The organism is Streptomyces sp. NPDC058653 (genome assembly GCF_042716895.1).
Lineage (GTDB): Bacteria > Actinomycetota > Actinomycetes > Streptomycetales > Streptomycetaceae > Streptomyces.
This window is the reverse complement of record NZ_JBHXRM010000005.1, coordinates 162,672-187,895: the sequence shown is the minus strand read 5'-3', so window position 1 is coordinate 187,895 and position 25,224 is coordinate 162,672. Positions and strand designations below refer to the sequence as shown.

Below are 25,224 nucleotides of genomic sequence, written 5' to 3'. Positions count from 1 at the left end.
GTCGCCCCAAAACCTGGGCGCTTGCCCAAAAGCCTTTCCCCGCCGCCGCGTTCGCACTGTCTAACGTATTGACTAACCCAACTCGATGGATTTACATGACGGAAACACCCACGCCGTCAGCAGCGCCCGCCCCCCACCACCGACAGAGTGCCAGGCGTGCCCGGGATGTCACAGGACCTGTCGCGGCGGCGACTTCCGCATCTTCGTCGGCGACGTTCGGACCGAGCGCCTTGGGCGAGCATCCGCTCGCGGCCCGTCGATCCCGCCCCGCGTCAAATCCGACCAAGAGGTGACACATGCATCGAAGAGTCCGCAGAGTCTCGACCTGGCTTTCCGGCACGGCGGTGCTGGCCGCCGGGGCCCTGTTCTTCCTCCCGGGCGCCGAGGAAGGCGACGCGCTGCCGCTGACGGAAGCGGGAGCGGCGGCGGTCGCCGCGGCCGGTGCCACCACACCCTTCGTCACGGTCGAGGCCGAGTCCGGGACGCTCGGCGGCGGCGCCGCGGTCCGCTCCGTCAAACCGGGAGACCCGGCACCGACCAAGGCGACGCTGGAGACGGAGGCCTCGGGCTACTCGCTCGTCGAACTGAACGCCACCGGTGAGTCGGTGACATTGCCGAACAGCTCGGGGAAGAGCGCGAACACCCTCGTGGTCCGCGCGTCGATTCCGGACGCGCCGAAGGGCGGCGGCATCACCGCGTCGCTCAACCTCTATGTGAACGGCACGTTCCGCCAGGCCATCTCGCTGAGCTCGGCGCAGGCGTGGAACTACCGCGAGGCGACCACGAACCCGGACGACCCCAGCGCGGGCGGGATGCCCTACCGCTTCTACAACGAGTTCCCCGTCTGGGTCACCGGTGCCGCCATCGCCCCCGGCAGCACCCTCATGCTCAAGAAGGACGCCGCCAACACGGCCGCCGTCTACGACATCGACTCCGTCGATCTGGAGAACGTCGGCGCCGCACCGGCCCAGCCGGCCAACTCCGTCTCCGTCGTCAGCCATGGCGCCGACCCGAACTTCTCGAAGGATTCGACGGTCGCCATCCAGGACGCGGTGAACGCCGCCCGGCAGCAGAACAAGTCGGTGTGGATCCCGAAGGGCAAGTACCTGACCAACAGCCTGGTCTCCAAGCCGCTGGACTTCACCGGCGTCAAGGTGCAGGGCGCCGGAATGTGGCACACCACGCTGTATCGCAAGGTCCCGCTGCCCGCCAACTCCTGGCGCTCGCAGATCCTGGTGGGCTCGGGCACCACGGTCACCGACCTCCAGGTCGACGCGAACGCGATCTGGCGGGGAATCGGCGGCACCGGAGGTTCGGACTACGGGTTCAACGCCAGCGGTGCGGGTGGCTGGCTGCTCGACCGGATCTGGACGCGGCACATCGACGCCAACTGGCTGTCGGGCACCGGCGGTATCGCGCGTAACAGCCGGACCGCGGACACCTACGGCGACGGATTCAACATCAACAACGGCAACACGAAGAACCCCGACAAGCTCGGCCTCAACATCACCGTCCAGAACAACTTCGCCCGGGGCACGGGTGACGACTCGTACGCCGTGTACTCCGACGCCGGAGCGGCCGGGACCAACGGCCAGCTGAGCGGTGCCAAGATCCTCAACAACACGGCGGTCGCGCCCTGGTGGGCCAACGGTCTGCGGATCGCCGGCGGGCGCGACATCGAGATGAGGAACAACCTGGTGAACAGCGTGTCGTCCAACAGCGCGCTGGACGTCGCCGTGTTCGGCGACACCGGGCACCCCCTGGAGTCCGCGACGGTCAGCGGGAACGTCCTGATCGGCGGCGGTGGCTGGAACGGCGTACGCCACGGGGTACGGATCGGCTCCCCCAGCGCCACCTCGCTGTTCCCGAACGCGTACACGAACGCCACCCTGACCGACAACGTCATCCGCGGCTCCCTGCGCGCCGGCCTCCAGATCGACCGCAAGAACGTCAACGCGGTCCTGCGGAACAACACGATCGACGGTCCGGCCCTCCATGGGATCTGGGTCAACACCGGAGTCACCGGCACCGGGACCTTCACGGGCAACACGGTGCGGAATCTGCGCCCGGGTCAGGTCGCCACCAGGAACGACTCGGCCTCCACGTTCAAGATCACCGGCTGAGGGCTCGCCGGCCCGCGCACGGCTCGGCCCCGGACCGACAGTCCGGGGCCGAGCCGTGCGGTGCGGGTGCCGTGCGGTGCGGGTGCCGTGCCGCGTACGGACCCGGTCACGGCTGCCGTGCGGCGACCGGCGGTTCAGCTCGCGAGGGTGGCGAGCTCTCCGGGCTCGTAGGAACCTCCCCGGTTGTTCAGGATCACGCCGATGCGGTTGGTCGCGTTGATCATGGCGATCAGCCCGACCAGGGCGACGACCTGCTCGTCGTCGTAGTACGTGACCACCCGGGCCCAGGTGTCGTCGGACACCCCCTGGAAGGCGTCGGTGAGGCGGGTGCCTTCCTCGGCGAGCGCCAGCGCCGCTCGCTCGGCCTCGGTGAACACCGTGGAGTGGCGCCACGCGGCCACCAGGTTCAGCCTGGTCGAGCTCTCGCCCGCCGCGGCGGCGTCCTTGGTGTGGATGTCGACGCAGAAGCCGCACCCGTTGAGCTGGCTGACGCGCAGCTGCACCAGTTCCTGGACGGGCTTGGGCAGCGGCGACTCCCGGATCACCTGGCTGACGGCGTAGACACGCTTGCCGATCTTGGCACCGGTCTCGTGGGAGAAGAGGTTCGTACGGGGTTCCATGACTGCGTCCTCACTGGTGGGGCCATGCGCCGGGCGGATCGTCCGCCCGGTGTCCGGCGAACACGAGATGCCGCCCGCCCGGTCCCTGTGACAGCCTGGCGATGTGACGTAGGCCACCGGTCCTGGGTGTCACAAGACGATCGGGAGCGGCCTCTTGTGCGTGACACGGCCCAGAGCGAGCAGGCGGGAGCCGACTATGGACAAACGCAGCGAGCGGACGACCGACACAGCCGGGCACCTCACGCGTGAGAACAGCGTGGACCCCGCCACCGAGGCGTTCGTCACCCACCGCAACCTGCTGTTCACCGTCGCCTACGAGTTGCTCGGCTCCGCCGCCGACGCCGAGGACGTCCTCCAGGAGACCTGGCTGCGATGGGCCGACGTCGACTTCGAGGCGGTCCGGGAGAAGCGGGCCTATCTGGTCCGGATGACCACGCGGCAGGCGCTGACCCGGCTGCGTACCCTCCGGCGGCGCAAGGAGTCCTACGTCGGCCCCTGGCTGCCCGAGCCGCTGCTGACAGCCCCGGACGTGGCGGAGGACATCGAGCTGGCGGAGAGCGTCTCGATCGCGATGCTGCTGGTCCTGGAGACCCTCGCGCCGACCGAGCGAGCCGTGTTCGTGCTGCGCGAGGTCTTCGCCCTCGACTACGACGACATCGCGGAGGCCGTCGACAAGAGCCCGGTCGCCGTCCGTCAGATCGCGCACCGGGCGCGGGGCCATGTCGCGGCACGCCGGCCGCGCGAGAGCGTGTCTCCGGCCGAGACCCGTGGGGCGCTCACGGCCTTCAAGGAGGCCATCGAGACGGGCGATCCGCGGCGCCTGCTCGACATGATCGCGCCGGACATCGTCCTGCTGACCGACGGCGGCGGAGTCGTACAGGCCGCGCTGGCGCCTGTCGTGGGCGCCGACAAGGTGGCCCATGTGCTGGGCAGACTCGATGCCGGGATCGTGCTCCAGCCGGCGCAGATCAACGGCAGTCCGGCGCTCGTCCTGCGGCTGGGGGACGAGATCGACACCGTCCTCGCGGTGCACATCGACGAGGGCCTCATCACCGGGCTCTACGCGGTGCGCAACCCCGAGAAGCTCTCTCGGGTCGACCGCGAGACCGCGGTCAGCCGGTGAGCCGGTCGGCCGGTCAACTGGTCAGCCGGTCAGCCGGTCAGCCGGTGAGCCGTCGGGGCCGGGCGGGACCTCGGGCCGCCGGGACGTGGGCGGTCACTCCGGCGCCGCGATCCGCTTCTCGAACCAGTGGTGGGCGTACGGCTCGTCGTTGAAGGCGGGGACCTCCTCGAAACCGCAGGAGTGGTAGAGGCCGATCGCGGCGCTCAACGCCCTGTTGGTGTCCAGTCGCAGGACCTCGCGGCCGTGCCGGGCGGCCCGTGTCTCCAGTTCGGCGAGGAAGCGGCGGCCGAGACCGAGACCACGGGCCTCGGGCGCCACCCACATGCGCTTGATCTCGGCCGGGGCGCCCGCCGGCAGCTTGAGACCGGCGCAGCCGACGGGCGCGCCGTGCATCCGGGCGACCAGGAACAGGCCGCGCGGCGGCCGGAGTTCCCCCGCGTCGGGCAGGAGGCTCCGCTCGGGGTCGAAGCCGGACTCGAAGCGCTCCCCCAGCTCGGCGAAGTAGGAGCGCAGACAGTGCTCGGCGTCGGGGTGAGCGGGGTCGACCGGCTCCAGCGTGACGGTCGCGGCGGTCAGCAACCGGTCCACCTCGGCCATGGCCGCGACCAGCCGGGCGCGCTGGGAGGTGTTGAGCGGTTCGAGCAGGGAACCGGCCAGTTCGTCGCTCCGGCCGTCGAGTGCGGCGCGCTCCGCACGGCCCACGTCGGTGAGCCGGACGGTGCGCACACGCCTGTCCCGGGGCTGCGGCTCCACCGTCACCAGGCCGTCGGTCTCCAGGGACCGCAGCAGCCTGCTGATGTAGCCGGAGTCCAGCCCGAGGCGCTCACGCAGCCGCCGTACGTCCTGACCCTCCTCGCCGATCTCCCAGAGCAGCCGGGCCGCGCCGACGGGCCGGTCGCCGCCGAGGAAATGGTCGTGGAGCACACCCACGCGTTCGGCGACGGTGCGGTTGAACCGCCGTACCTGTTCGATCTGCGCCGCGTCCATTCTCTGACTCTAGTCAGAGAATCCCGCACGGGGCCAGTGAGGACGGCATTCGCGGCGTACGGATCCGCTCCGCCGGGTAGACGCGCGCCGATCCTCCTCATCGACCGCGTATCACCGCTCCGGCGCGTCGGAAAGAAAGCGGAGGAACCGGATCGGTCATGGGATTTCAGGTCCGTCCAGCGGAATTCGCTCAAGGAAGCGAAGGCCTTCGCAGCGCGCCCCGGGGTTGCCCCGACAGCGGGAGTCGAATTAACTGGCGGGGGCACGAAAACTATTTGCAACCACCACCGGCACAAAAGCGCCTTTCAGCCACCGTCCCGGGCTCCCCCTATTCACGGGAGAGCTCGAAACGTCACCGCTCGGCCCGGTAAAGGGCGGTGCCGCGGGGGGCTCGGCGGGCGCCTCGACGGCGGGGTCGGCAGCCGATGTCTCCCCTGCCCACTGCCAGACGTTTTCAGGACGCGGTGGATGGTGCCGCCACGCAACACGGGCCCGGTTTCGGAAAGTATTTTCCGCCATCCCTCTCCCGTCGCCGCACACACCGGTATTTCCGTTTTTAGTGCACTAAGAGGCAGGCGTTTACGCGTGTCGCTCCCCCGACGAGAAGCCTCTTGCTCCGGCGGGGGACCGTCACGGGGCGACCGGTTTTCGACGTTTGGGAAATCCGTGCGGAAGGGTATCGATCGACCTGGTCCGATGATGGCTTGTTAAGGCCGCCAGCCCTTCGGCGCGCCGTTTTGAAGAATGTGCTCAAGTGATGGTCGCCATCCTCGGACCGTGAAGTATTTTGAGGGAGTGTCACCCGTGTCCCACATAGCGAATATCGGCACACCGCTCCAAAGGCTGCGGACCATCGTGGCCGAAGTTCTTGAAACGGACGAAGCAAGCATCGAGGACGACGCTCTCTTTTTCGAAGACCTCGGCCTCGATTCCCTGGAGAAGACCGAGGTCGTCGTCCGTGTCGAGAAAGAGTTCAAGGTGAAGCTCAGCCCCGTCGACGCCGCGGCCATGCGCTGCGTGGAGGACTCGGCGGCCGTCCTGGTGGGCAAGCTGGGCGATCGGCCGGCGGCGGGTGCGGACGCCGGGCAGGAGCCCGTCGACCTCGTCGGGCGGCTGGTGGGGACCCACCTGGCCCAGGGGCGCGGAGAGCGGATCGCGTACACCGACCCGGATTCCGGCGACGTCTCCTACCAAGGGCTGCACGACGCCGTCGTACGGTACGCGGCGACGCTCGCCGCCAAGGACATCCCCGCCGGCACCCGTGGACTGATCGTCGCCGACGACTCCGTCACCACGGTCGCGGCTGTCCTCGGCATGTGGTGGCACGGATGCGTGCCCGCTGTCGTCAGCCCCCTCCTCAACGACGAGGAGATCGGCTACATCGCCGACGACTGCGGTGCGAGCGTGATCCATCTCGATGCCGCGCCCAAGCGCCAGCGGGCCCTCGAAACCCTCTTCGCGGACCGCTCCCGGATCGCCGGCCAGGACATCCGCGCCGAGCACCGCGCGGCCGGCGACGGGAACGCCGAGAGCGCCGGCAGCGCTCCGGCCGACGCCGTCCCGTGGCCGTCGGACGCCGAGGCGCTGATCCAGTACACCTCGGGAAGTACGGGCCTGCCCAAGGGAGTTCGGCACAGCGCCGGCGCCCTCGTGGCGGCTCTGGCCGGATTCGGCTCGCTCCTGGCACTGCGCGAGGACGACACGGTGCTGTCCACCGCGCGCATGTCCTTCGGATACGGATTCGGCGGGACGGTGCTCTTCCCCCTCGCCGCCGGCGCCCGCGCGGTCCTCATGCGCGGCAGTGTCGACCTGCACAGCGTGACGGCCGCGCTCGACGAGTACCGGCCGACGGTGATGTGGTCGGTGCCGCGCCTGTACGCGGCGACGGCCGACGCCGCCGACACCTCCGACTGGGGCCCCCGCACGGAATCGGTGCGGCTCTGCGTCGCCGCCGGCGAGCATCTCCCGGCCGCGCTGAGCGAGCGCATCCAGAACACCTTCTCGGCCGACCTGATCAACGGGCTGGGCGCGACGGAGGTGCTGCACATCGTCGTGGCCACCCCCGCGGGCCGACCGATGCCGGGGACCATCGGACTGCCCGTGCCCGGTGTGCTGGCCACCATCCGTGACACCGACGGCGCGCCCGTCGCCGACGGCGTCGAGGGCCGCCTCCACATCGCCGGGCCCACGGTCGCGCTCGGCTACATCGGCCGGTCCGACGCCGCCGCCAAGACGTTCGCCGACGACGGCGTCTACACCGGCGACATAGCGATCCGCAACGCCGACGGCACCGTGGTCCACCTGTGCCGCGCCGACGACCTGCTCAATCTGGGCGGCTACAAGGTCCCGCCGGCCGAGATCGAGGCGGTGGTACGGGAGGTCGAAGGCGTCCGGGAGTGCGTCGTCGTGGGCCAGCCCGACGCGCACGGACTGGAACAGGCGGTCCTGTACGCCGTCGCCGAACCCGGCTCCGACACCGAACCGATCCGCCGCTCCATCACCGCCGCGATCCGCGGCCGGCTCGCCCCCTTCAAGCGCCCGGCACGGGTGGAGTTCCTCGACAAACTGCCGGTCACCTCCACCGGAAAGCTGGCCTCCTTCCAGCTGCGGAAGCGGGTGAGTCAGTCATGACCTGGGACATCACCGGCAGTGGGGCGCTCGCCAACATCGGCCGCACACCCGGCCAGATCTTCGACGCGCTCTGCGCGGGGCGGGAGACGCGCAACCCGCTCAAGGTCTTCGACAGCGACAAGTACCGGACCCGGCACGCCTACGAGATCGACGACCGCCCGGGTCTGGGCGACGAGCCGCTGCGGGCGACCAAGTGGCTCATCCTCGCCATCCGCCAGGCCCTCGCCGACGCCGGTCTGTCCGAGGACCTCTCCCGGACGCCCGTGCTCGTCGGTACGACCCTGCGGGAGCAGCGCAGCGCCGAACTGTGGTGGACCGAGGGCGTCCCGGTCAGCCCCTCCGACCTCCACTTCGGCGGCGCCCTGCGTGACGCGTTCGGTGCTGCCACCACGTACACGTTCGCCAACGCCTGCTCCGCCTCGCTCTACGCGCTGGCGCTCGCCACCGACATGCTCGAATGCGGTACGACCGACACGGTCGTGGTCGCCGGCACCGATTCCATCACCGAGAGCGCCTTCGGAATGCTGGACCGGGTGCAGAACGAATCGCCGCAGGAGCTGCGGCCGTTCGACGTGTCGCACAAGGGCATGCTGATGGGCGAGGGCGCGGTGGCCATCGTCCTCCAGCGTCCGGGTACGCACGACCGGCGTCCACTCGCCCGGCTCAGGGGCGTCAGCATGAACTGCGACGGCCGGCACGCCACCGCTCCCGACGCCGAGGGCATACGCCAGGCCGTTCTCGACGCCCACCGGCGTGCCGGTGTCGTCTCGGACGACATCGATCTGGTGATGCTGCACGGCAGCGGTACGCCTCGTAACGACGAGACCGAGGCCGCCGTCCTGTCGGAGGTGTTCGCGGGCAGGAGCGGCGCCGACGCCCCTTTGATGACGGCGATCAAATCCATGACGGGCCATACGCTGGGTGGATCGGGCCTGCTCAGTCTGGTCGTCGCCGTCCTGGCCATGCAGCGGGGCACCGTACCGCCCGTGCTCGGCCTCACCGAGCCGATCGAGCAGGCGGCCGGGCTCGGTCTGGTCCGGGGCGTGGCCACCGCCGCGACCATCACCACGGCGCAGATCAACGCCTTCGGCCTGGGCGGAATCAACGCGGTCGCGCTGGTCGGGGCGGCGGCGTGAACGACACCTCCACGGCGCACACGGCGAAGTCCGACGCCACGACAGCCGATGGGGCACGCGGCACCGTCGTCACGGGTGTCGGGCTCGCCTTCCCCGGCCTCCGGTCGGTGGGCGACCTGCTCGCCGACCGACCGCCCTGCGACGGCTTCGATCCGGCGACGGCCCTGAAGGGGCGTGAGATGCGGCACAAGGACCGCGCCTCGCGGCTCGCCCTGTACGCCGCCGAACAGGCACTCGCCGATGCCGGCCTTCTCGACGAGAAGGGACACCTCCGGGGGACAGGCGACGCCACCGCCGTGGTGGTGAGCTCCAACCTGGGCTCCTTGCAGACGGTCTGCGACTTCACCGACACAATCGCCCGCGAGACGGTCATCGGGCTGAGCCCCCTGGGGCTGCCGCAGACGTCGAGCAATGTCGTCGCCGGGTGGGTCGCCATCCGGTACGGGCTGCGCGGCCCCAACCTGACCGTCTGCAACGGGGCCACCAGCGGTCTGGACGCCCTGCACTGGGCGCGAAACCTCATCGAGGCGGGGCGCTGCCGCAGGGCGGTCGTGATCGGTGTCGAACCCGCCACCGAACACGTCGACAAGATGCTCGGCGGGACCGCCCCCGACGTGGCCTGCGCCGTGGTGCTCGAATCCGCGGCCGAGGCCTCCGCAGGGCGTTCGAGCGTCTACGCGCGCCTGGCGGCGTACACCCGAGGCGCCGAACTGGCGCCCACCGTCGCGGTTATCGAGTCCCGGGCGCCCGCGCCCGTCGGACTCCGGCTCACCGGCGGGCTCGCGCGGTCGGCGTCCGCCGAGGCGCCGCCGAGCCTGGATCTCACCGCGCGGCTCGGAGACTGCTCCGGTGCCCTGGGAGTGCTCCAGGGCGCGGTCGCGGCCGTTCACATACGGACCTACGGAACGGAAGCAGTGCTCGCATTCACCGGAGGCGGCAACCGCGACGACGCGGCGGCCGCCCTCCTGTTGACCGGTGGGGACACCGAACGAAAGGAAAGTCCGTAATGGAATCAGCAGTGGACGTCGAGGAACTGCGCACGCTCGTCGCCGAGTCCCTCGAACTGGAACCCGAGGAGGTCGGTGACAGCGACCACTTCGCCGAGGACCTGGAGATGGACTCCCTGATGGTGCTGGAGATCTCGTCCCGGCTGGAGCAGCGCTACGGCATCGCGGTCAAGGACTCCGCCATCGGCTCCATACAGAACCTCGCCGAACTGCGCGATCTGGTCGACTCCTTGCTGGCCGAGGGATCGATGGCGTGACCGAAAGACGAATCGCCCTGGTGAGCGGCGGCTCCCGGGGCATAGGCCGCGCCGTTGTCACCAGGCTGGCCCAGGACGGATTCGACGTCGCCTTCTGCTACCGCTCCCGCTCCGGCGACGCCAAGGAGACGGAACGGGTGGCGTCGAACCACGGCTCGCGGGTCTTCGCCCAGCAGGTCGATGTCACCGACGCGGACGAGAGCCGCGCCTTCCTCGCCGCGACGGAGGAGGAGTTGGGTCCGGTGGACGCCGTGGTGACGGCCGCCGGCATCACCCGTGACAAGCCGCTGGCGACGATGGAGGACGCCCAGTGGAACGACGTGCTGACGACCAATCTGGACGGCAATTACCACATATGCCGTCCGGCGATCGAGCGGATGGTCAGCCGCCGGGCCGGCAATCTGGTGACCCTCTCGTCGATCGCGGGAGTGCACGGAAGTGTCGGCCAGACCAACTACTCCGCGGCCAAGGCCGGGATCATCGGCTTCACGATGGCCATGGCGAAGGAGTACGGCCGGTTCGGCATACGGGCCAACACCGTTGCTCCGGGATTCATCGACACCGAGATGACGGCCGACGTGTCCGACAGGGCGAGGAAGAAGTACCTCGGCCAGATACCGCTGTCGCGGTTCGGCACATCGGACGAGGTGGCGGATCTCGTCTCGTTCCTCGTCTCCACCCGGGCTTCCTACATCACCGGCCAAGTCCTCGGTATAGACGGCGGGTTGGTGATATGACGACCATGGCCGGCCTTCTTACGCACGGCTCGGACGCCCGAAGACGAGGAGGGTGCGAGTGAGTCCAGCAGGCCCACTCGGCCCCGTCACCCGGCGCCGCCCTGTCGACGACCCCGCGGTGCGTCTGTTCCTCTTCCACCACGCGGGTGGTTCCCATCTGCTCTACCGCGGCTGGACACGTCATTTCCCCGAGGACTGGGACATCTGTCTGCTGGACGCGCCCGGCCGGGGGAACGCGCAGGCCCTCCCGCTCATCGGTGACTGCGCCGACCTCGTGGCGTTCTTCGACGAGGCGCTGACGCCCCTGCTGGACCGGCCGTTCGCGTTCTTCGGCCACAGCGTGGGCGCCCGTGTGGCGTACGAGTTCGCGTGCCGTCTCGTGGAGTCGGGACGCGAACCGCCGCTGTGGCTGGGCGTGTCGTCCTTCCGCTCGCCCCAGCGGGGTGTGTCCGGGCCTCCGTTGAGCCGGCGTCTGACGACCGACGCCGAGCTACGGGACTGGCTCTGGGCCACGGGCGGCGTCCCGGAGAAGTTGCTGACGGACGACAGCCTCTGGCAGGCGTTCTCCCCCGTCATGCGCAGCGACCTGGGACTCGCCGACACCTGGGACCGTGACACGCCCGGACCGCCTCTGCCGGTGCCGTTGACGGTCTTCAGGGGGACCGAGGACACGGTGATGGCCGGACACACGTTGGACGGCTGGCCCCGGCTGACGGACAACTTCCTGGGGGCGCACGCCTATCCGGGGGACCACTTCTATCTCAACGACCACCGGGAAGCGCTGATCGAGCGCATCACGGAGACGGTGCTCGCCCTGCCGGCCGCCCGGCCGGAGAGCGGATAACCGCAGCCGCAGACAACCGGACAACCGCAGCCGTGGAAGACCGGAGGCCCCGGACCGGAAGTCCGGGGCCTGTGTCCGCGGGTCTGCCGGGTCAGCTCGGGCTCTGCCCCCGGCGGCGTACGACGACGAGGAGCCCCGCGCCCGCGGCGACCACGGCGCCGGCCGCGCCCAGGACCGGCAGTGTCGCGGAGGAGGAGCCGGTGGCGGCGAGATAGCCGCCGGTCGTGGTCGACCCGCCGCCACCGGTGGACGAGGAGCCTCCGGCCGTACCGTCGGAGCCTCCGGTCGCACCGCTCGACCCACTCGCACCGCCCGAACCGCTCCCACCGGTCGTGTCGCTCGGACCGCCACCCGTCACGTCCAGCGTGATGTCGGCCCTGTCGTTCGTCTTGTCGGGGTCGAACGGCCGCTCATCGGTGCTCAGCGCCACCGAGCCCTTGGCGCCCGGCACCTTCTTGTCGATCCTCAGCTTGAAGGTGTAGGTCTCTCCCCCGCCCTCGTCGACCCACCGCTGACCGGTGCCGCAGGCGTACGCCTTCCCCTTGGGCTGGCAGTACCCGTGGGGCTTGAGGGACGACGTGCCGGCGGGGGGCGTGATCAGTACCTGGACGAGGGGGTCGCCCTCCCTGGTCAGCACCCAGGCCGGCCCCGCGTTGGCGAAACTGACCTTCAGCGTCACCGTGTCGCCGACGGCGCCCTTCAGGGCGGCTCCCGTCACCTCGTAGTCGGCCGTGTTGACGGACGTCACCGGCACATCGACGGCTTCCTTGGTGGCTTCTCCCGCCGGCTGACGCTCCACCAGCTTCACAGGCGGCGCGGTGCCCGGCACCGGAGACGTGGCGTTCTCGTCCGGCACCGGCTCGCCGACCCCGACGGTGACACGCAGATCGTCGTTGAGCGCGCGGTCCAGCACCTTGATCGGCAGGGGCTTCTCGGGCGCGTAGCCCGCACCGGACCCCACCGTCTGGTCGAACCGGCACACCACCTTGGACTTGGCGGTCATCTCGTCGTAGGAGGGGATCTGGTACGTCTGGCAGTTGGAGGGAACTTCCGGGAAGCCCAGGCCCCGGGTGACCGAATAGGAGACCCAGACCTTGTCGGCGGCCCCGGTGCCCTTGTTCACCAAGGTGACCGACTGACCGAGGAGGCCCCCCGGCCGGGCGCCGTCGACGGGGGCGATGTCGCCCAGGACCAGATGGGGTCCGGGCTCGTCGGCGAGGGCGGCGGGAGCCGTGCCCAGCGCGAGGAGACCGAGGGCAGCCAGCGTGGCGACAGCGGTACGAGAGGCGCGACGGTCCTGTGGGGCGATCGGCATGGAGAGAACCTCTGTCCGGGTGTGGGCAAACGTAGGGTGTCCTCCAGGAGAACAGTCCTTCGATCACTCAGACCGTCGTGGACGCCGAACGGTTGTACGGGCTCCCGGAGTTGCCCTGCCGTACGCCTCGGCGACGTCGTAGCCGATCAGGCGACCGCCGGGGCGTCGGGCAGTCGGCCGCAGAGCCAGTTGCCCGGTTCCGCCGGGTCGTCGCTGATCCAGAACTGGCGCCAGAGCCGCGCGAACTCCTCGCGGCCGAGATGCCCGTCGCCGTCGAGGTCGACCATGTCGAAGACACCCGTCATATCGACGGGCCGCCCGTTCCAGGTCTCGACGAGCCTGCGGTGTTCCTCCGGGGATATACGGCCGTCGCCGTTGGCGTCCACGGCGTCGAAGACGGTGTCGGCGGTGGCGGTGACGTCCGCGACCATGCCGGGCAACTTGTCGACGAGCGCCAGCACTTCGCCCAGGTCGACCGCGCCGTCCCCGTTGGCGTCCCCGGTCTCCAGGAGCGCCGCCCACCAGCCCATCAGCAGGGTCTCCACACGCGTGCGCAGCTCGGTCCCCGGGTCCACCCCCGGCAGCCGGTTCCACCGGGCGACGAGCGCCCTGAAGTCCTCCTCGCGCAGATAGCCGTCCCCGTCCACGTCGAACGCGGCGAACATCCCCCTGAGCTTGAGCTCCTGGAACGCACTGGCCATGAGCGACCCCCTAAAGGCGTGACGTTACGCGCCGTAACTACGCGTAACTATAGGCCGAGACACGCCGCAGGTCACATGGGCACATACGTACGAAGCGTCACCCCCGAGCGCCATTCCGAGGCGGGTTGACAAAGCGGAACACCGCTCCGTATGTTGAAACGGAACGATGCTCCGAATTTCTCCCGAACGGATTACGCATCATGAGTGAAACGACGTACACCCCCGACGCCCTCCCGTCTCCCGTTCCCGTCCTCTCCGTCGCCCCGGTCGTACTGCCGGCTCCCGGCCGTCCCGTCGACCTGGAGATACGCGTCTCCGCACCCGTGACCGGGACCGACCTGCCGGTCATCCTCCTCTCGCACGGCCACGGTTACTCGAACAATCTCTCCTCACTGAACGGCTACGCCCCCCTCGCCCACCACTGGGCGGCGCACGGCTTCGTCGTCATCCAGCCCACCCACCTCAGCTCCGCCACGCTGAACCTGCCGGCCGGGACTCCCGGGGCACCTCTCTTCTGGCGGTCGCGGGCCGAGGACATGACGTTCGTCCTCGACCGGCTCGACGCGATCGAGGTCGCCGTCCCCCAGCTCCGAGGGCGTCTGGACCGAAGCAGGGTCGCCGTCGCCGGGCACTCGCTGGGCGGGCACACCGCGAGCCTCCTGCTCGGTGCCAGGCTCACCGACCCGGACGACGGGACCGAGGTGGACCTGGCCGAGCCCCGGATCAAGGCGGGCGTCCTGCTCGCCTCGACGGGCCGAGGCGGAGACGCGCTCACCGAGCCCGTCGCGGAGAACTTCCCCTTCCTCCTGACCACGGACTTCTCCAAGATGACGCCGCCCACCCTGGTGGTCGCCGGCGACAACGACGCCTCCGCCCATCTGACGGTCGTGGGCCCGGACTGGCACACCGATCCGTACGTCCTCTCCCCCGGCCCCAAGTCCCTGCTCACCGTGTTCGGCGCCGAGCACGGACTCGGCGGGGTCTCCGGCTACGACGTCGCCGAGACCACCGACGAGAGCCCCGAGCGGCTGTCCGCGGTCCTGCGGCTGACCTGGGCCTATCTCCGCTCGGCGCTCTACGCGGGCGACTCCGCCTGGGATTCGGCCCGTGCGGAGCTGGCCGCCGGCCCGAACCCGCTCGGACGGGTGGAGTCCAAGGTCCGGTGACCGGGGGCCCTGCTCCTAGACGCGGTCGGCAGCGATCAGGACGTACTGGAACGAGCCGTCCTTGTAGGAGTTGATGAACGCCTCCTCGATCCCGGTGACGAGTGAGGACGTGGCTCGCAGCTCCCAGTAGGGCAGGGTGTCGGGAGTGAGGTCGACGACCGCCTGCGGTACGAGCCGGTTGTCGGCCATGGCCCGCAGATACTCGCGGCGGGAGTGGATGTTGCACTCGAAGTGCGCGTTGATCTGGGACACCCACTTGGAGGGCTGACCGTAACGCGGGTTCCAGCAGCCGGTGATGGTCACGTAGCGGCCGCCGGACCGCAGGACCCGCGAGTGCTCGGCGAAGAGGTCGTCCAGGTCGACGTACATGCTCGACTCGTTGTTCCACGAGGCCGCGGCCTGCCCGGACTCGAAGGGCATGTCCAGCATGTTGCGGACGCGGGCCTGGACGTGGTCCTGGATGCCGAGTTCACGGGCGCGCCGGTTGCCGAAGTCCGCCTGCTTCGCCGAGAGGGTGACGCCCTCCACCGTGCACCCGAACCGCTGGTGGGCCATGACCATCGATCCGCCCCGGCCGCAGCCGGCGTCCACGAGCGTGTCGTCGCGCTCGATCCGGCCGAGGTTGTCCAGAAGAAGATCGGTCTGCGCCGACTCCAGACGGTGCAGTTCGGCGATCAGCCTCTTCTCGTACGCGCTGTCCTCGGGCCGGCCGAGGGCGGCGTGGTCGACCTCACCGATGCCGTAGTGATGGTGGTACAGGCCGTCGACATCGCCGAGCCGCAGGTTCACGGGCCTCGCCTCGTGGTCCCAGTAGCGCGCGATGTCCCCCTGGTAGGGCGTCACCGGGGAGGGGATGAAGACGGAGGCGCCGGTGGAGGGGGCGACGGTCGTGTGGTCAGTGCTGGTCACAGATGAGTCCATTCCTCTTACCAGAAGTCGGGCAGGCTGTAGCGGTAGGTGTTGGTCCGGTGCCAGTGGTGGTTGCCGTCGACCCACACGGCCACCCCGCGCAGAAAGCGCCGCACGGTCGGCACGGGGCAGGCCTCGGCGAGGGCCGCGGCTTCGGCCTCGAAGTCACGCATGAGGTCGTTGTGGACCTCGACCGCCTTCAGATAGGCGTCGCGTTCGGACAGGTCCTCACGTTCGGCGAGCACCACGGGCAGGTTCAGATGACGGCCGGGGGCGGCGAGTTCCTTCGTGTACGAGTAGAGGTCGTTCACGATCGTGGTGGCGTTCCCCGCGAGCGCGATGACCCGCTGCATGGCGGGCTGCGCGTGCAGGTCCGCCGGAAGTTCGTACCCTCCGACGCTGTCGGTGATGGTGGGACAGGGGCGGAAGTTGTTGAACTGACGCATCGCCAGGTACTCCCACACCTCCGGGACGTGGTCCAGCTGCGCCCAGGCTCCCTCGGCGAGATACCCCAGGTGCAGACGGGCCATGTCGTGCCGGAGGCGATCGGCCTGGGATGGGCTGGCCCCCTGGGTGAAGTACTCCATGGCGGACCGGTAGGCGCGGCGGGGCGCGTCCGAGTGGAGGGACGATGCCCACTGCGGTTCGTACTCCTCGGTGGTGTGCAGGGGGTCGAGGGCGGTGTGCGCCAGCAGAAGGCGCCCGCCGAGGCCGATGGGTGAGCCTCCGTGGTCCTCGCAGTAGCAGTCGTCCACCGCGTTCTCGGCGACCATCAGGCGCGTGGCGAGCATCAGATGGTCGATCGTGGGCGCGTCCGGATGGCAGACGACCATGTAGCGGCCGACGGAGAAGCCGTCGAACTGGTCCTCCCAGTCGTCGGGATAGAGGTCGACCTCGTCCAGCGCCCAAGCCTTGATCCTGCGGCTGACCTCCTCCACCCGTACGGGATCGGGCTCCGGCACGGGATGGTGGTAGAGACCCGGGATCGGGTTGCCCTCCACCGTCGCCGCGTCCGGCACAGCTGTGGCGGGCCCAGGTGCCGGCTGCTCGCGGGGGGTGAAGTAGAGGCCGGACGTGCCCAGGCCGCTGGGGCCGCGCAAAATCCGTTCCAGGTCGGCGGTGGGGGTCCGCGCCTCGGCGACGGGCAGGTCGAGGGAGGGCGCCGGGGCGGGTGAGGCGGGCACGGGAGGTGGTTCGCCGACGGCGGCTCCGACGTCGAGGGCCCGCGCCGCCGCGTTGGCGAGGACGTACGCCCCGAGGTGGGTCGCGGCGGCGGGCGGGCTCGACTGCGGTGGGGAGAGCTCAGGGTCGGGCATCCATGGCTCCTTGGTGGGGTGGGAGTGGGTGTGCCGTGTGCGGGCACGCTCGGCCGACCCGGGGCGCATGGCTTGTCGTGACCGCCGGGCAGGACGGGTCGGGATGGATCGGGCCGGGGGCGGGGCGCGGTTACGGGGCAGGGCGTGTACGGGGCACGCGAGCCCGGCAGGTTCCGGGAGAGGGGCTCTGGGGCCCCGCGCGTCCTCGTGGATCAGACCCGGGGGCTTCGAAGCCCGGGGCCCGGTCCGGGCTAGCCGTGCCGGCCGGCGATCTGCACGTTCTCCAGTACGCCGAGCGCGTCCGGCACCAGGACCGCGGCGGAGTAGTAGGTGGAGACGAGGTAGGAGATGATCGACTTCTCGTCGATGCCCATGAACCGTACGGACAGGCCCGGTTCGATCTCGTCGGGCAGTCCTGTCTGGCGCAGTCCGATGACGCCCTGGTTGTCCTCGCCGGTACGCATGACCAGGATCGAGGTGGTCTTCTCCTTCGTGATGGGGATCTTGCCGCAGGGCAGGATCGGGACCCCGCGCCAGGCCGGGACCTGCTGGCCGCCGAGGTCGACATGGTTCGGGTAGAGACCCCGGTGGTTGAGCTCGCGGCCGATCGCGGCGATCGCCTTGGGGTGGGCGAGGAAGACCTTGGAGCCACGGCGGCGGGAGAGCAGCTCGTCGAGGTCGTCCGGGGTGGGCGGGCCCGAGTGGGTCTGGACGCGCTGCTTGAAGTCGGCGTTGTGGAGCAGACCGAACTCCCGGTTGTTGATCAGCTCGTACTCCTGGCGCTCGCGCAACGCCTCGACGGTGAGCCTGAGTTGCTCCTCGGTCTGGTTCATCGGCCCGTTGTAGAGATCCGCGACCCTGGTGTGGACCTTCAGAACCGTCTGGGCGAGGGAGAGTTCGTACTCGCGCGGTTTCAGTTCGTAGTCCACGAACGCGCCGGGCAGCTCGGCCTCGCCGGTGTGGCCGGCCGACATCGCGATCTCGGCCTCGCCGTGACGGTTCTGCCGCTGGAGGGGAAGTGAGCGGAACCGCTGGACGTGCGTCCGGAGGCCGGGGGACGAGGACACCACGGCGGCGAAGTCGGCCCGGTCCAGGGTGAGCAGGGTGCCCGCTGTCTCGGCGGTGGCGGTGTACTCCCACCGGGCGTCCGTGTCCAGCAGCGCGTTCTCACCGAACTGGTCACCGTCGGCAAGGACGGCCACGGCCGTCTCGTCGCCGTACTTGCCGACGGAGGTCTGGCTGACACGGCCGTGGGCGATCAGATGGATCTGCTCGGCGGGCGTACCGCGCTCGACCAGCGTTTCGCCGGCGCGGAAGTCGCGCTGGACGCAGCGGTCGGCGAGGGCGGTCAGCACGTCCATCTCGTCGAAGCCGTGCAGCACGGCCAGTTCGCTCAGTTCGCGGGGGATCACCCGGACGTCGGCACCGTCCTGGACGAACTCCACGCGCCCGTCGCCGACCGTGTAGCTCAGCCGGCGGTTCACCCGGTAGACACCGCCCTTGGTCTCCACCCAGGGGAGCGTCCGCAGCAGCCAGCGGGAGGTGATCTCCTGCATCTGCGGGGCGGACTTGCTCGTGGTGGCGAGGTTGCGGGCAGCCGCGGTGCCCAGGCTGGACTGCCGAGGCGAGTCCAGCTGTGCTTCGGGGCTGGTATCAACAGTCATCGAGCGAACTCTCCTTCGTAAGGGCGGTGGTGGGCACGCGTGGCGTGTGTGGCACCGGGAACGAGGATGAAGCGGGGCAAACGTCTGGGAAACCGTCCAGATACGTGGGAACAGTAATCGCGGCGCACCTGGTGGGCGCCGAGAAGACGTCGGCATTAGCTCGATTCGCTGATCTTCCCGCCAACAAGGTTTGCAGGGACGGCGGTTGGTATCCCGGAAGACGGTCGCACGGTCTCCACGTGTGCACCGGGAAGGACGCCCGGAAGCCGGACCGGGTGGTCGGCCTGGTCCGGCGGGGGCCGCGGGGGCGGGGCGTCAGCGTACGCGGTCGTAGATCAGTGCCATCTCGCCCAGGGCGCCGGTCTCCTGGCGTGTGAGCGTCCACTTCGACGCGGGCAGCCCGTCGTCGAACAGCCGCTGTCCGCCGCCGGCGATCTCGGGGCAGATCATGAGGTACAGCCGGTCGAGCAGGTCCGCCGCGAGCAGTGCCTTGATGACGCTCGCGCTGTTGTTGACGAGGATGTCGCCCCCGCCGGTGGCCTTGAGCTCGGTGACGACGTCCGCCACGGGGGCGTTCACCACTCGGGCGCGCTCCCACGGCGCCCGGGTCAGGGTGCGGGAGAGAACCACCTTCTCCGCGTCCACCAGCCACTTCGCGTATCCGCGGTCACGGGGGTCCGCGTTCTCGTCGTCGGCGACCGACGGCCAGTACCCCAGGAAGCCCTCGGCGTTGAGCCGGCCGAGCACGGCGGTCGTCGCGCCCTCCCAGATCCGGGTGAGATGGTCGCGCGCGACCTCGGTGACGGCGTACGGGACGATCGCGCCGAGATCACCGGGGCCCCCGGGACCGCTGTGGCGTCCGTCGAGGGTGAGGCTGATGTTCGCTCGCACCTTGCGGTCGGTCGAGTTGCTCATGTCAGTCGTTCCTTCGGGTTGTTGTCGCATGTCGTGTCGGTCGCCGGGTCAGTCGCCCGGCCGCCGCGTCGGGCGGCGCCCGACGGTGTCGGCGAGGTTGTCGAGCACCTGGCTCCAGCCGGTCTCGATGCCGGCGATGTACGGCATGGCATCGACGGTCGTTCCGGTGACGCGCAGGCCGAGTCGGAGCCGGGTGCCTTCGGGGGCCGCGGTGAGGTCGAGGTCGTAGTGGCCGGTGAACGAGACCGCTCCCGCGCCGTCCAGCACGGACAGGTCGAACACCAGGTGTTCGGGTTCCCGGGCGGCACGGACCCGGCCCGCGGAGTGGTAACGCCCTTCGGCGTCGCGGTAGTCGAGGACGACGCGCCCGCCCGCCCGGGGCTCAAGGGCGCAGTCGGTGACCGTCATCGACGGCGGGACCCACCAGGAGGCGAGCAGCTCCGCGTCGGTCCAGTGCCGCCAGACGGCATCCGGGGGCGCGGCCAGCACACGCTCGAAGGAGAAGGTGCGCCCGTCCGCCCAGCGTTCCCGGTCGGCGACCGCCGATTCCGCCTCGATGGCGGCGCGATACCGCGCGATGACGTCTCTGTCGCCCGCGTGCGCGTCGGCGGTGCCGGCCAGCTCCCGCAGCCGTAGCGAGAGAGCCGTCAGGGGCGCCGGCTCAAGCGCGTACACGCGGCGTTGTCCGAGGGGGAAGACCGTCACGAGGCCGACGCGGGCGAGCGTCTGGAGGTGCTTGGTGGTCTGCGGCTGCCGCAGTCCGGTCAGTTCGGCCAGTTCACCGACAGACCGTGGCCGCTCGGCGAGGAGCTCGACGACGCGCCACCGCGCGGCGTCTCCAAGTGCTGATGCGATCCCGTCCATGGCGGCAGTATTCAACGAAGAGAATATTCTTGTCAAGGAATATTCTCGGCGGGAGGGGGCCGGGGAAGCCGGGTCTCCGCCACCCCTCGCGCCGCCCCCACGCGCCCCCACGGGCTACCGTCCGAAGAGGTGATCGACGAACTGCCATCTGTCGCAACGGAGAAGCGTTTTGTAGCGTCTGATCTTCCAGGGGAAGGGGGCGCGATGAACGCACAGTTGGAGTGGAGCGGACGGGGTGCCTGCCTGGCCGTCGACCCGGACACCCTGTTCGTGCAGGGCCAGGAGCAGAACAAGGCGAAGTCCGTGTGTCTGGGGTGCCCGGTGCGCACCGAATGCCTGGCTCACGCCCTCGACAACCGGGAGGAGTTCGGCGTCTGGGGCGGCATGACCGAGCGCGAACGGCGGGCGCTGCTACGGCGCAGACCGACCGTCACATCCTGGCGGCGTCTCCTGGAGACGGCGCGGACCGAGCACGACGAGCCGCAGGACGGCGAAGGCGGGGGCGGGGGCACACACCTGCCCGTCATCGGCTTCTAGGGCGGGGCCGAGCGGGCGGGAGGGGCGCTCAGAGGATGAAGACGCTCGCGGCCGTTTCCGTACGGTAGGTCTTGCCCGGGTACACGAGTTCCTCGACCTGTCCCGTGCAGTCCCTCCCGGTGTGGACCTCGGCGATCGCGTCCGTGTGGTTGGCCACCGAGGACGGGAACCAGTCGATCGGGTAGCAGCCCCGCGGATCGACGTGCTCGGAGCCGTTGATGAACAGGGAGCCCTCCGCCGCGTAGGCCGAGCCGGGCACCGCGAGTCCCAGGGTCGCGGCGGTCGCGAGCGCCCCCAGGGCCAGGGCCGCACGTCGTCGTCGCATCATGCCGAGTCCTCTCCTCGCGCGGACCGCTTCCGGCGCCGCCCGCTGAAGTGACCCAGCGTAGGCGTCCGGCGGCTTTCTGTATCCGGGCGCGCGGGGGCAGAGGAAAGCCACGTTCCGGCGGGGGCCGGGGCGCACCTAGCGTGAAGCGCACTGAGCACGCCAGGAACACGGTGCAGGGAGTTGTGATGATCGAGGCCAGAGGTCTCACCAAGCGGTACGGCCCCACGCTGGCCGTCGAGGCGTTGAGTTTCGATGTACGGCCGGGGGCCGTGACCGGCTTTCTCGGCCCCAACGGGTCGGGCAAGTCGACGACGATGCGCATGATCATGGGCCTGGACCGGCCCGACGCCGGAGCCGCCACCATCGGCGGCCGTCCAGTACATCGAGACGAAGTACGCGACGCGACTGCTCGCGGCCGGCTCGGCGGGCGTCGGCTATCTGCTCAAGGACCGGGTGGCGAACGTGGCGGAGTTCACCGACGCGCTGTCCCGGGTGGCGGCGGGCGGCACCGCGCTCGATCCGGAGGTGGTCACCCAGCTGGCCGGGGCGGGCAGCCGGGCCGCCGATCTCGCCCCGCTCACCGAACGGGAGCGCCAGGTGCTGTCCCTGATGGCGGAGGGCCGCACCAACGCGGCGATCGCGCAGTCGCTCACTGTCTCCGCCGGGGCCGTCGAGAAGCATGTGGCCGCCGTCTTCGACAAGCTCGGTCTGCCGCCGTCGCAGGACCTGAACCGGCGGGTGCTCGCGGTCATCCGCTATCTGCGGGTGTGACGGCGGCGCGCGACTGACGGCACGTCAACTTTTCTGCATCCGGCTGTCGTTGGCGGGCGCTTCCTGGCCGTCCCGGAAATCCCGGTCGGACCGTGCCGCGACACGCAGATGTTCGGCGAGCGCGTCGGTGGCCGTACGCGGGGTGCGCGTCTTCGCGCCCCAGGCGAGCAGATGGAGGCGGCGCGCCCAGGGCTCCTGGAGTTCACAGACGTCGAGAAGCTGGTGGGGATCGACGGTGCGACGCGGTACGACGGCGAGCCCGACACCCGCGGCGGCGAGAGCGACGAGGATGTTCAGGCCGGCGACGGTCGTGCGGTAGCGCACCACCGGGGCGTGGGGGCCGAGGTTCTTCTCCATCCAGCGGCGCAGCGAGGAGCCGGCGTCGAGTCCGACGAGGGGGTGTTCGGCGACCTCGCTGTAGGTCAGTGCGGTGCGTCCGGAGAGGATCCCGCCGGCCTGTCCGACCACGACGAGGGAGTCGTCACCGAGGGGTTCCGTGTCGAGGCCGCAGTCTCGGGCCTCCTCGTCGTCGATGACGATGCCCAGGTCCGCCTCGCCGTCGGTCAGCATGCGTACGGTCTGGGGGGTACGGCTCTCGGAGACCCGGACGTCGATGTCCGGGTGCGCGCGGAGGAACGAGACGAGGGCCCCCGGCACGAACCCCTGCATGGCGGAGCCGCCGCCGAGCAGGGTCAGCGGAGCCGAACGGGACCGGGTGTAGCTCGCCACGGCGCTCTCCAGCCGCGCCGTCTGCGCGAGGACGTCGCGTGCGTGGCGGGCCAGTGTCGTGCCGGCCGGGGTGGGGCGTACTCCCCTGCGGCCCCGGATCAGCAGTGCCACACCGGCGGTGTGTTCGAGCGCCCGCACCCTCGCGCTGGCGGACGGCAGACTCAGGTGCACCCGGCGGGCGCCTCCCGTGAGCGACCCCTCCGCCAGGATGTCGAGAAAGAGCCGCAGATCGTCCAGGTCGTAGCGCATCCGTCCCAGCCTAAGGCAGGGGCTAAGGCTGGGTACAGCAATGACGCATTGTGAACCGACGGGTCGCGGGGTGATCCTCGGCGGGTGTCCGAGATCGCTCTCGTCCTTGTCGCCGGTGCCGTCGCCGGCACGCTGAACGCCGTCGGCAGCGGAGGTACGTTCGTCGCGCTGCCCGCCCTCGTCGCCGCCGGTCTGTCGCCGGCGACGGCCAACGCCTCGTCGACCGTCGCCCTGGTACCCGGGGCCCTGGCCGGCGCGTGGGTCCACCGGCGTCAACTGACCACGGTCGGGGGGACATCCACCACCGCGCTCACGTCGGTCAGCCTGGTCGGCGGCGTACTGGGCGCGGGCCCGCTGCTGACGCTGCCGACGGATTCGTTCGGCGCGGCGGTGCCGTGGCTGCTCGCCTTCGCCACGCTGGTCCTCGCTTTCGGGCGCCGGGTCTCCCGGGCGCTGAGCGCGGCGACGGAGCGCCCGGCCGGTGCCGGGATGGGCCCGAGGGCTCTGCTGATCGCGCAGTTCGTCCTCGCCGTGTACGGCGGATACTTCGGCGGCGCCGTAGGCACCATGATGCTGGCGCTCTGGAGCGTCGGGCCGGGTCTGGACACGGCGGCCGGCAATCCGATGCGCATGGCCCAGGTCGGGGCCGTCTGTCTCGGCGCGACCGCGCTGTTCCTCGTCGCGTCGGACGCGCTCGGCACACCTCTGCTCCTCCTCGCGATGCTGCTCGGCGGGGTGGCCGGCGGATTCGCGGGCGCCCATCTCGCGCGCCGTCTTCCGGCGCGGCCGCTGCGCGGCACCGTCCTGACGATCGCCGTGACCATGACCGTCCTCTACTTCCTGCGCGGAACGGGGGGTGGCTGACATGGCGGCAGGTGCCGAGGGCGACGCGGGAGCGCCGTACACCGACGTGGCGCGGGCGAGGCTGGAGATGGCCTTCGCGGCGTACGAACTGGCCGAACTCGCGCGCACGGCCGTCCCGGTCGGCGTGCACGAGCTGGCGCCCGACGGCACCGCCGGTCCGGCGGATTCCGGTGGGGCGGGCTCCGCCCTGGCCGACGCCGCCCAGATTCTGGCCGCCGCCCACCGATTCCACGAAGCCGCCGTCGCGTTCGAACACGTCCGGAAGGGCTCGCGCTCCGCCGGGACGGACACGGCAGCCAAGCCGGAAGAGACGCGTTGGTGGCGGGCCTATCTGGCCGTGGCCCCGTACGAGGCGGCGCACGACCTCGACGACTGGGTGCTGCGCCACAGGGACGGGGACCACGGACTCAGCGGCGCGCCGGTGTCCGGCGGGCTCTTCCACCGGACCGATCCTTCGCCTCCCGGCATCGACGGATGAATCGCCTCGCGGGTCCTCAGGCGGCGGCGTCCTCGTCGGCAAAGGCCGTCGAGCGGCTGACGTCGGCCCAGAGCGCGGCCTCGGCGGCACGTTCCTTGGACGCCTTCTCGGCGATCGCGACGGCGTCCGCGCCCAGCAGGAGCCGCAGCGGGGGCTCGGGGTTGTTGACGATGTCGATCAGGACGCGGGCCGCCCGTGCGGGGTCGCCCGGCTCCTTGCCGGCGTGGTCGCGACGGTAGGCGTGCATCTCGCCGACGGACGACGCGTAGTCGGGGCCGGGCTCCTGGATGGTCATGGACGAGCCTCCCCAGTCGGTCCGGAAGGCGGCGGGCTCGACGATGGTGACCTTGATGCCGAGCGGCACGACCTCGGTGTTCAGGACCTGGGAGAAACCTTCGACGCCGTATTTGGCGGTCTGGTAGGCGCCCATGCCCGGGGTGCCGCCCACGCGTCCGCCGATCGAGGAGAACTGGAGGAAGTGCCCCGCGCGCCGGGTCCGCATGTGGGGCAGCGCGGCGCGGGTGACGTTGACGAGGCCGAAGAGGTTGGTCTCGATCTGCGCCCGGAAGTCCTCCGGGTCCATGTCCTCGATGGACGCGGAGCTCGCCCGGCCGGCGATGTTGGCGACGACGTCGAGCGAGCCGAACGCCTCCAGCGCGGTGGCGACGGCGGCGCGGGCGGCTTCGGGGTCGGTGATGTCGAGAGCGACGGTACGGACGCGGTCGCCGTAGGTGTCGGCGAACTCCGCGAGCTGCTCGGGCCGGCGGGCTGTGGCGACGACGTTGTCGCCGGCTTCCAGCGCCGCCTTCGTGACTGCGTGCCCGAAGCCGCGGGAGCTTCCCGTGATCAGCCAGGTGTGGCGTGCCATGTTGCGCTCCTTGATACCTACGAACCAGTTGGTTGGTACTTCCAGCGTGCCTCCATCCGGTCCGGTTGGCAACCTACTAGTTGGT

The 25,224-nt window shown here is 70.3% G+C and carries 24 protein-coding genes and 2 pseudogenes; 14 read left to right on the top strand and 12 right to left on the bottom strand.

The window, feature by feature from the left end:
* Positions 1 to 296: 296 nt before the first annotated feature.
* Positions 297 to 2,123, top strand: a complete 1,827-nt coding sequence (locus tag ACFWU9_RS06755) for a glycosyl hydrolase family 28-related protein (RefSeq protein WP_384315305.1) — start codon at positions 297 to 299, stop codon at positions 2,121 to 2,123.
* Between the two features lie 134 nt (positions 2,124 to 2,257).
* On the opposite strand, the gene ACFWU9_RS06750 is transcribed toward ACFWU9_RS06755, so the two are convergent.
* Positions 2,258 to 2,743 carry a carboxymuconolactone decarboxylase family protein gene (locus tag ACFWU9_RS06750; RefSeq protein ID WP_384315304.1) on the bottom strand — a complete coding sequence of 162 codons (486 nt, stop codon included), beginning with the start codon at positions 2,741 to 2,743 and terminating at the stop codon, positions 2,258 to 2,260.
* Positions 2,744 to 2,939: 196 nt separating this feature from the next.
* Here ACFWU9_RS06750 and ACFWU9_RS06745 point away from each other — a divergent pair, with 196 nt between their 5' ends.
* The gene (locus ACFWU9_RS06745; protein ID WP_384315303.1) at positions 2,940 to 3,866 is read left to right on the top strand and encodes an RNA polymerase sigma-70 factor; all 927 of its coding nucleotides are present in this window, start codon (positions 2,940 to 2,942) and stop codon (positions 3,864 to 3,866) included.
* A gap of 93 nt (positions 3,867 to 3,959) precedes the next feature.
* Here ACFWU9_RS06745 and ACFWU9_RS06740 read toward each other — a convergent pair whose 3' ends face one another.
* A complete protein-coding gene (locus ACFWU9_RS06740) occupies positions 3,960 to 4,853 on the bottom strand; it encodes a GNAT family N-acetyltransferase (protein ID WP_384315302.1) in 894 nt (297 codons plus the stop codon).
* 804 nt (positions 4,854 to 5,657) lie between these two features.
* Between ACFWU9_RS06740 and ACFWU9_RS06735 the strand changes: the two genes are divergently transcribed.
* The 6 genes from ACFWU9_RS06735 to ACFWU9_RS06710 are packed head-to-tail and all read left to right on the top strand — an operon-like array spanning position 5,658 to position 11,465.
* A complete protein-coding gene (locus ACFWU9_RS06735; protein ID WP_384315301.1) occupies positions 5,658 to 7,484 on the top strand; it encodes an AMP-binding protein in 1,827 nt (608 codons plus the stop codon).
* Positions 7,481 to 8,620 carry a beta-ketoacyl synthase N-terminal-like domain-containing protein gene (locus ACFWU9_RS06730; RefSeq protein WP_384315300.1) on the top strand — a complete coding sequence of 380 codons (1,140 nt, stop codon included), beginning with the start codon at positions 7,481 to 7,483 and terminating at the stop codon, positions 8,618 to 8,620. The genes ACFWU9_RS06735 and ACFWU9_RS06730 overlap by 4 nt, the downstream gene beginning before the upstream one ends.
* Positions 8,617 to 9,627 (top strand): beta-ketoacyl synthase N-terminal-like domain-containing protein, encoded by a 1,011-nt coding sequence (locus tag ACFWU9_RS06725; RefSeq protein ID WP_384315299.1) that lies wholly within the window; start codon positions 8,617 to 8,619, stop codon positions 9,625 to 9,627. The genes ACFWU9_RS06730 and ACFWU9_RS06725 overlap by 4 nt, the downstream gene beginning before the upstream one ends.
* Entirely contained in the window at positions 9,627 to 9,884 is a 258-nt protein-coding gene (locus ACFWU9_RS06720; protein WP_384315298.1) for an acyl carrier protein, read from the top strand. The genes ACFWU9_RS06725 and ACFWU9_RS06720 overlap by 1 nt, the downstream gene beginning before the upstream one ends.
* Positions 9,881 to 10,621, top strand: coding sequence for a 3-oxoacyl-ACP reductase FabG (gene fabG, locus ACFWU9_RS06715; protein ID WP_384315297.1), 741 nt, complete (start codon positions 9,881 to 9,883; stop codon positions 10,619 to 10,621). Before ACFWU9_RS06720 ends, fabG begins: the two co-directional genes overlap by 4 nt.
* Before the next feature lie 58 nt (positions 10,622 to 10,679).
* Complete coding sequence (locus tag ACFWU9_RS06710; RefSeq protein ID WP_384315296.1) at positions 10,680 to 11,465, top strand: thioesterase II family protein; 786 nt, start codon at positions 10,680 to 10,682, stop codon at positions 11,463 to 11,465.
* A 91-nt stretch (positions 11,466 to 11,556) separates the two neighbouring features.
* Here ACFWU9_RS06710 and ACFWU9_RS06705 read toward each other — a convergent pair whose 3' ends face one another.
* Together ACFWU9_RS06705 and ACFWU9_RS06700 are read right to left on the bottom strand one after the other, a co-directional pair.
* The gene (locus ACFWU9_RS06705; RefSeq protein WP_384315295.1) at positions 11,557 to 12,780 is read right to left on the bottom strand and encodes a hypothetical protein; all 1,224 of its coding nucleotides are present in this window, start codon (positions 12,778 to 12,780) and stop codon (positions 11,557 to 11,559) included.
* 146 nt (positions 12,781 to 12,926) lie between these two features.
* The gene (locus tag ACFWU9_RS06700; RefSeq protein WP_384315294.1) at positions 12,927 to 13,481 is read right to left on the bottom strand and encodes an EF-hand domain-containing protein; all 555 of its coding nucleotides are present in this window, start codon (positions 13,479 to 13,481) and stop codon (positions 12,927 to 12,929) included.
* Between the two features lie 200 nt (positions 13,482 to 13,681).
* On the opposite strand from ACFWU9_RS06700, the gene ACFWU9_RS06695 reads away from it, so the two are divergent.
* Positions 13,682 to 14,647, top strand: coding sequence for an alpha/beta hydrolase family protein (locus tag ACFWU9_RS06695; RefSeq protein ID WP_384315293.1), 966 nt, complete (start codon positions 13,682 to 13,684; stop codon positions 14,645 to 14,647).
* Positions 14,648 to 14,662: 15 nt separating this feature from the next.
* Here the strand turns inward: ACFWU9_RS06695 and ACFWU9_RS06690 are convergent, their stop codons facing one another.
* The 5 genes from ACFWU9_RS06690 to ACFWU9_RS06670 all read right to left on the bottom strand — a co-directional run bounded on the left by ACFWU9_RS06690 (position 14,663) and on the right by ACFWU9_RS06670 (position 20,315).
* The gene (locus ACFWU9_RS06690) at positions 14,663 to 15,568 is read right to left on the bottom strand and encodes a geranyl diphosphate 2-C-methyltransferase (RefSeq protein WP_384315292.1); all 906 of its coding nucleotides are present in this window, start codon (positions 15,566 to 15,568) and stop codon (positions 14,663 to 14,665) included.
* Between the two features lie 5 nt (positions 15,569 to 15,573).
* Positions 15,574 to 16,872, bottom strand: a complete 1,299-nt coding sequence (locus tag ACFWU9_RS06685) for a family 2 encapsulin nanocompartment cargo protein terpene cyclase (protein WP_384315291.1) — start codon at positions 16,870 to 16,872, stop codon at positions 15,574 to 15,576.
* A 251-nt stretch (positions 16,873 to 17,123) separates the two neighbouring features.
* A complete protein-coding gene (locus tag ACFWU9_RS06680; protein WP_384315290.1) occupies positions 17,124 to 18,536 on the bottom strand; it encodes a family 2B encapsulin nanocompartment shell protein in 1,413 nt (470 codons plus the stop codon).
* Positions 18,537 to 18,851: 315 nt separating this feature from the next.
* Positions 18,852 to 19,451 (bottom strand): dihydrofolate reductase family protein, encoded by a 600-nt coding sequence (locus ACFWU9_RS06675; RefSeq protein ID WP_384315289.1) that lies wholly within the window; start codon positions 19,449 to 19,451, stop codon positions 18,852 to 18,854.
* Positions 19,452 to 19,499: 48 nt separating this feature from the next.
* The gene (locus ACFWU9_RS06670) at positions 19,500 to 20,315 is read right to left on the bottom strand and encodes a metalloregulator ArsR/SmtB family transcription factor (RefSeq protein ID WP_384315288.1); all 816 of its coding nucleotides are present in this window, start codon (positions 20,313 to 20,315) and stop codon (positions 19,500 to 19,502) included.
* A gap of 204 nt (positions 20,316 to 20,519) precedes the next feature.
* Between ACFWU9_RS06670 and ACFWU9_RS06665 the strand changes: the two genes are divergently transcribed.
* Positions 20,520 to 20,852: a WhiB family transcriptional regulator gene (locus ACFWU9_RS06665; protein ID WP_384315287.1), complete on the top strand. Its 333-nt coding sequence runs from the start codon at positions 20,520 to 20,522 to the stop codon at positions 20,850 to 20,852.
* 28 nt (positions 20,853 to 20,880) lie between these two features.
* On the opposite strand, the gene ACFWU9_RS06660 is transcribed toward ACFWU9_RS06665, so the two are convergent.
* Positions 20,881 to 21,180 carry a hypothetical protein gene (locus tag ACFWU9_RS06660; RefSeq protein ID WP_384315286.1) on the bottom strand — a complete coding sequence of 100 codons (300 nt, stop codon included), beginning with the start codon at positions 21,178 to 21,180 and terminating at the stop codon, positions 20,881 to 20,883.
* A 185-nt stretch (positions 21,181 to 21,365) separates the two neighbouring features.
* Here ACFWU9_RS06660 and ACFWU9_RS06655 point away from each other — a divergent pair.
* Positions 21,366 to 21,644 (top strand): annotated as a pseudogene (locus ACFWU9_RS06655) (ATP-binding cassette domain-containing protein); the annotation flags it as partial.
* Positions 21,556 to 21,951: pseudogene (locus ACFWU9_RS06650) on the top strand (response regulator transcription factor); the annotation flags it as partial. The pseudogenes ACFWU9_RS06655 and ACFWU9_RS06650, both read left to right, overlap by 89 nt.
* Before the next feature lie 24 nt (positions 21,952 to 21,975).
* Here ACFWU9_RS06650 and ACFWU9_RS06645 read toward each other — a convergent pair.
* A complete protein-coding gene (locus tag ACFWU9_RS06645; RefSeq protein WP_384315285.1) occupies positions 21,976 to 22,929 on the bottom strand; it encodes a LysR family transcriptional regulator in 954 nt (317 codons plus the stop codon).
* 84 nt (positions 22,930 to 23,013) lie between these two features.
* Between ACFWU9_RS06645 and ACFWU9_RS06640 the strand changes: the two genes are divergently transcribed.
* On the top strand, positions 23,014 to 23,793 hold the full coding sequence (locus ACFWU9_RS06640; RefSeq protein WP_384315284.1) for a sulfite exporter TauE/SafE family protein: 780 nt from the start codon (positions 23,014 to 23,016) through the stop codon (positions 23,791 to 23,793).
* Between the two features lies 1 nt (position 23,794).
* The gene (locus ACFWU9_RS06635; protein WP_384315283.1) at positions 23,795 to 24,271 is read left to right on the top strand and encodes a hypothetical protein; all 477 of its coding nucleotides are present in this window, start codon (positions 23,795 to 23,797) and stop codon (positions 24,269 to 24,271) included.
* Positions 24,272 to 24,287: 16 nt separating this feature from the next.
* On the opposite strand, the gene ACFWU9_RS06630 is transcribed toward ACFWU9_RS06635, so the two are convergent.
* Positions 24,288 to 25,139: an SDR family NAD(P)-dependent oxidoreductase gene (locus ACFWU9_RS06630; RefSeq protein ID WP_384315282.1), complete on the bottom strand. Its 852-nt coding sequence runs from the start codon at positions 25,137 to 25,139 to the stop codon at positions 24,288 to 24,290.
* Positions 25,140 to 25,224 lie beyond the last annotated feature (85 nt).

Coding starts and splice junctions, on each gene's coding strand:
- ACFWU9_RS06680 (WP_384315290.1), bottom strand. CDS start 18,536: ATGACTGTTGATACCAGCCCCGAAGCACAGCTGGACTCGCCTCGGCAG.
- ACFWU9_RS06670 (WP_384315288.1), bottom strand. CDS start 20,315: ATGGACGGGATCGCATCAGCACTTGGAGACGCCGCGCGGTGGCGCGTC.
- ACFWU9_RS06745 (WP_384315303.1), top strand. CDS start 2,940: ATGGACAAACGCAGCGAGCGGACGACCGACACAGCCGGGCACCTCACG.
- ACFWU9_RS06660 (WP_384315286.1), bottom strand. CDS start 21,180: ATGATGCGACGACGACGTGCGGCCCTGGCCCTGGGGGCGCTCGCGACC.
- ACFWU9_RS06665 (WP_384315287.1), top strand. CDS start 20,520: ATGAACGCACAGTTGGAGTGGAGCGGACGGGGTGCCTGCCTGGCCGTC.
- ACFWU9_RS06695 (WP_384315293.1), top strand. CDS start 13,682: ATGAGTGAAACGACGTACACCCCCGACGCCCTCCCGTCTCCCGTTCCC.
- ACFWU9_RS06700 (WP_384315294.1), bottom strand. CDS start 13,481: ATGGCCAGTGCGTTCCAGGAGCTCAAGCTCAGGGGGATGTTCGCCGCG.
- ACFWU9_RS06720 (WP_384315298.1), top strand. CDS start 9,627: ATGGAATCAGCAGTGGACGTCGAGGAACTGCGCACGCTCGTCGCCGAG.
- ACFWU9_RS06755 (WP_384315305.1), top strand. CDS start 297: ATGCATCGAAGAGTCCGCAGAGTCTCGACCTGGCTTTCCGGCACGGCG.
- ACFWU9_RS06740 (WP_384315302.1), bottom strand. CDS start 4,853: ATGGACGCGGCGCAGATCGAACAGGTACGGCGGTTCAACCGCACCGTC.
- ACFWU9_RS06690 (WP_384315292.1), bottom strand. CDS start 15,568: ATGGACTCATCTGTGACCAGCACTGACCACACGACCGTCGCCCCCTCC.
- ACFWU9_RS06685 (WP_384315291.1), bottom strand. CDS start 16,872: ATGCCCGACCCTGAGCTCTCCCCACCGCAGTCGAGCCCGCCCGCCGCC.
- ACFWU9_RS06675 (WP_384315289.1), bottom strand. CDS start 19,451: ATGAGCAACTCGACCGACCGCAAGGTGCGAGCGAACATCAGCCTCACC.
- ACFWU9_RS06645 (WP_384315285.1), bottom strand. CDS start 22,929: ATGCGCTACGACCTGGACGATCTGCGGCTCTTTCTCGACATCCTGGCG.
- ACFWU9_RS06750 (WP_384315304.1), bottom strand. CDS start 2,743: ATGGAACCCCGTACGAACCTCTTCTCCCACGAGACCGGTGCCAAGATC.
- ACFWU9_RS06730 (WP_384315300.1), top strand. CDS start 7,481: ATGACCTGGGACATCACCGGCAGTGGGGCGCTCGCCAACATCGGCCGC.
- ACFWU9_RS06705 (WP_384315295.1), bottom strand. CDS start 12,780: ATGCCGATCGCCCCACAGGACCGTCGCGCCTCTCGTACCGCTGTCGCC.
- ACFWU9_RS06630 (WP_384315282.1), bottom strand. CDS start 25,139: ATGGCACGCCACACCTGGCTGATCACGGGAAGCTCCCGCGGCTTCGGG.
- ACFWU9_RS06635 (WP_384315283.1), top strand. CDS start 23,795: ATGGCGGCAGGTGCCGAGGGCGACGCGGGAGCGCCGTACACCGACGTG.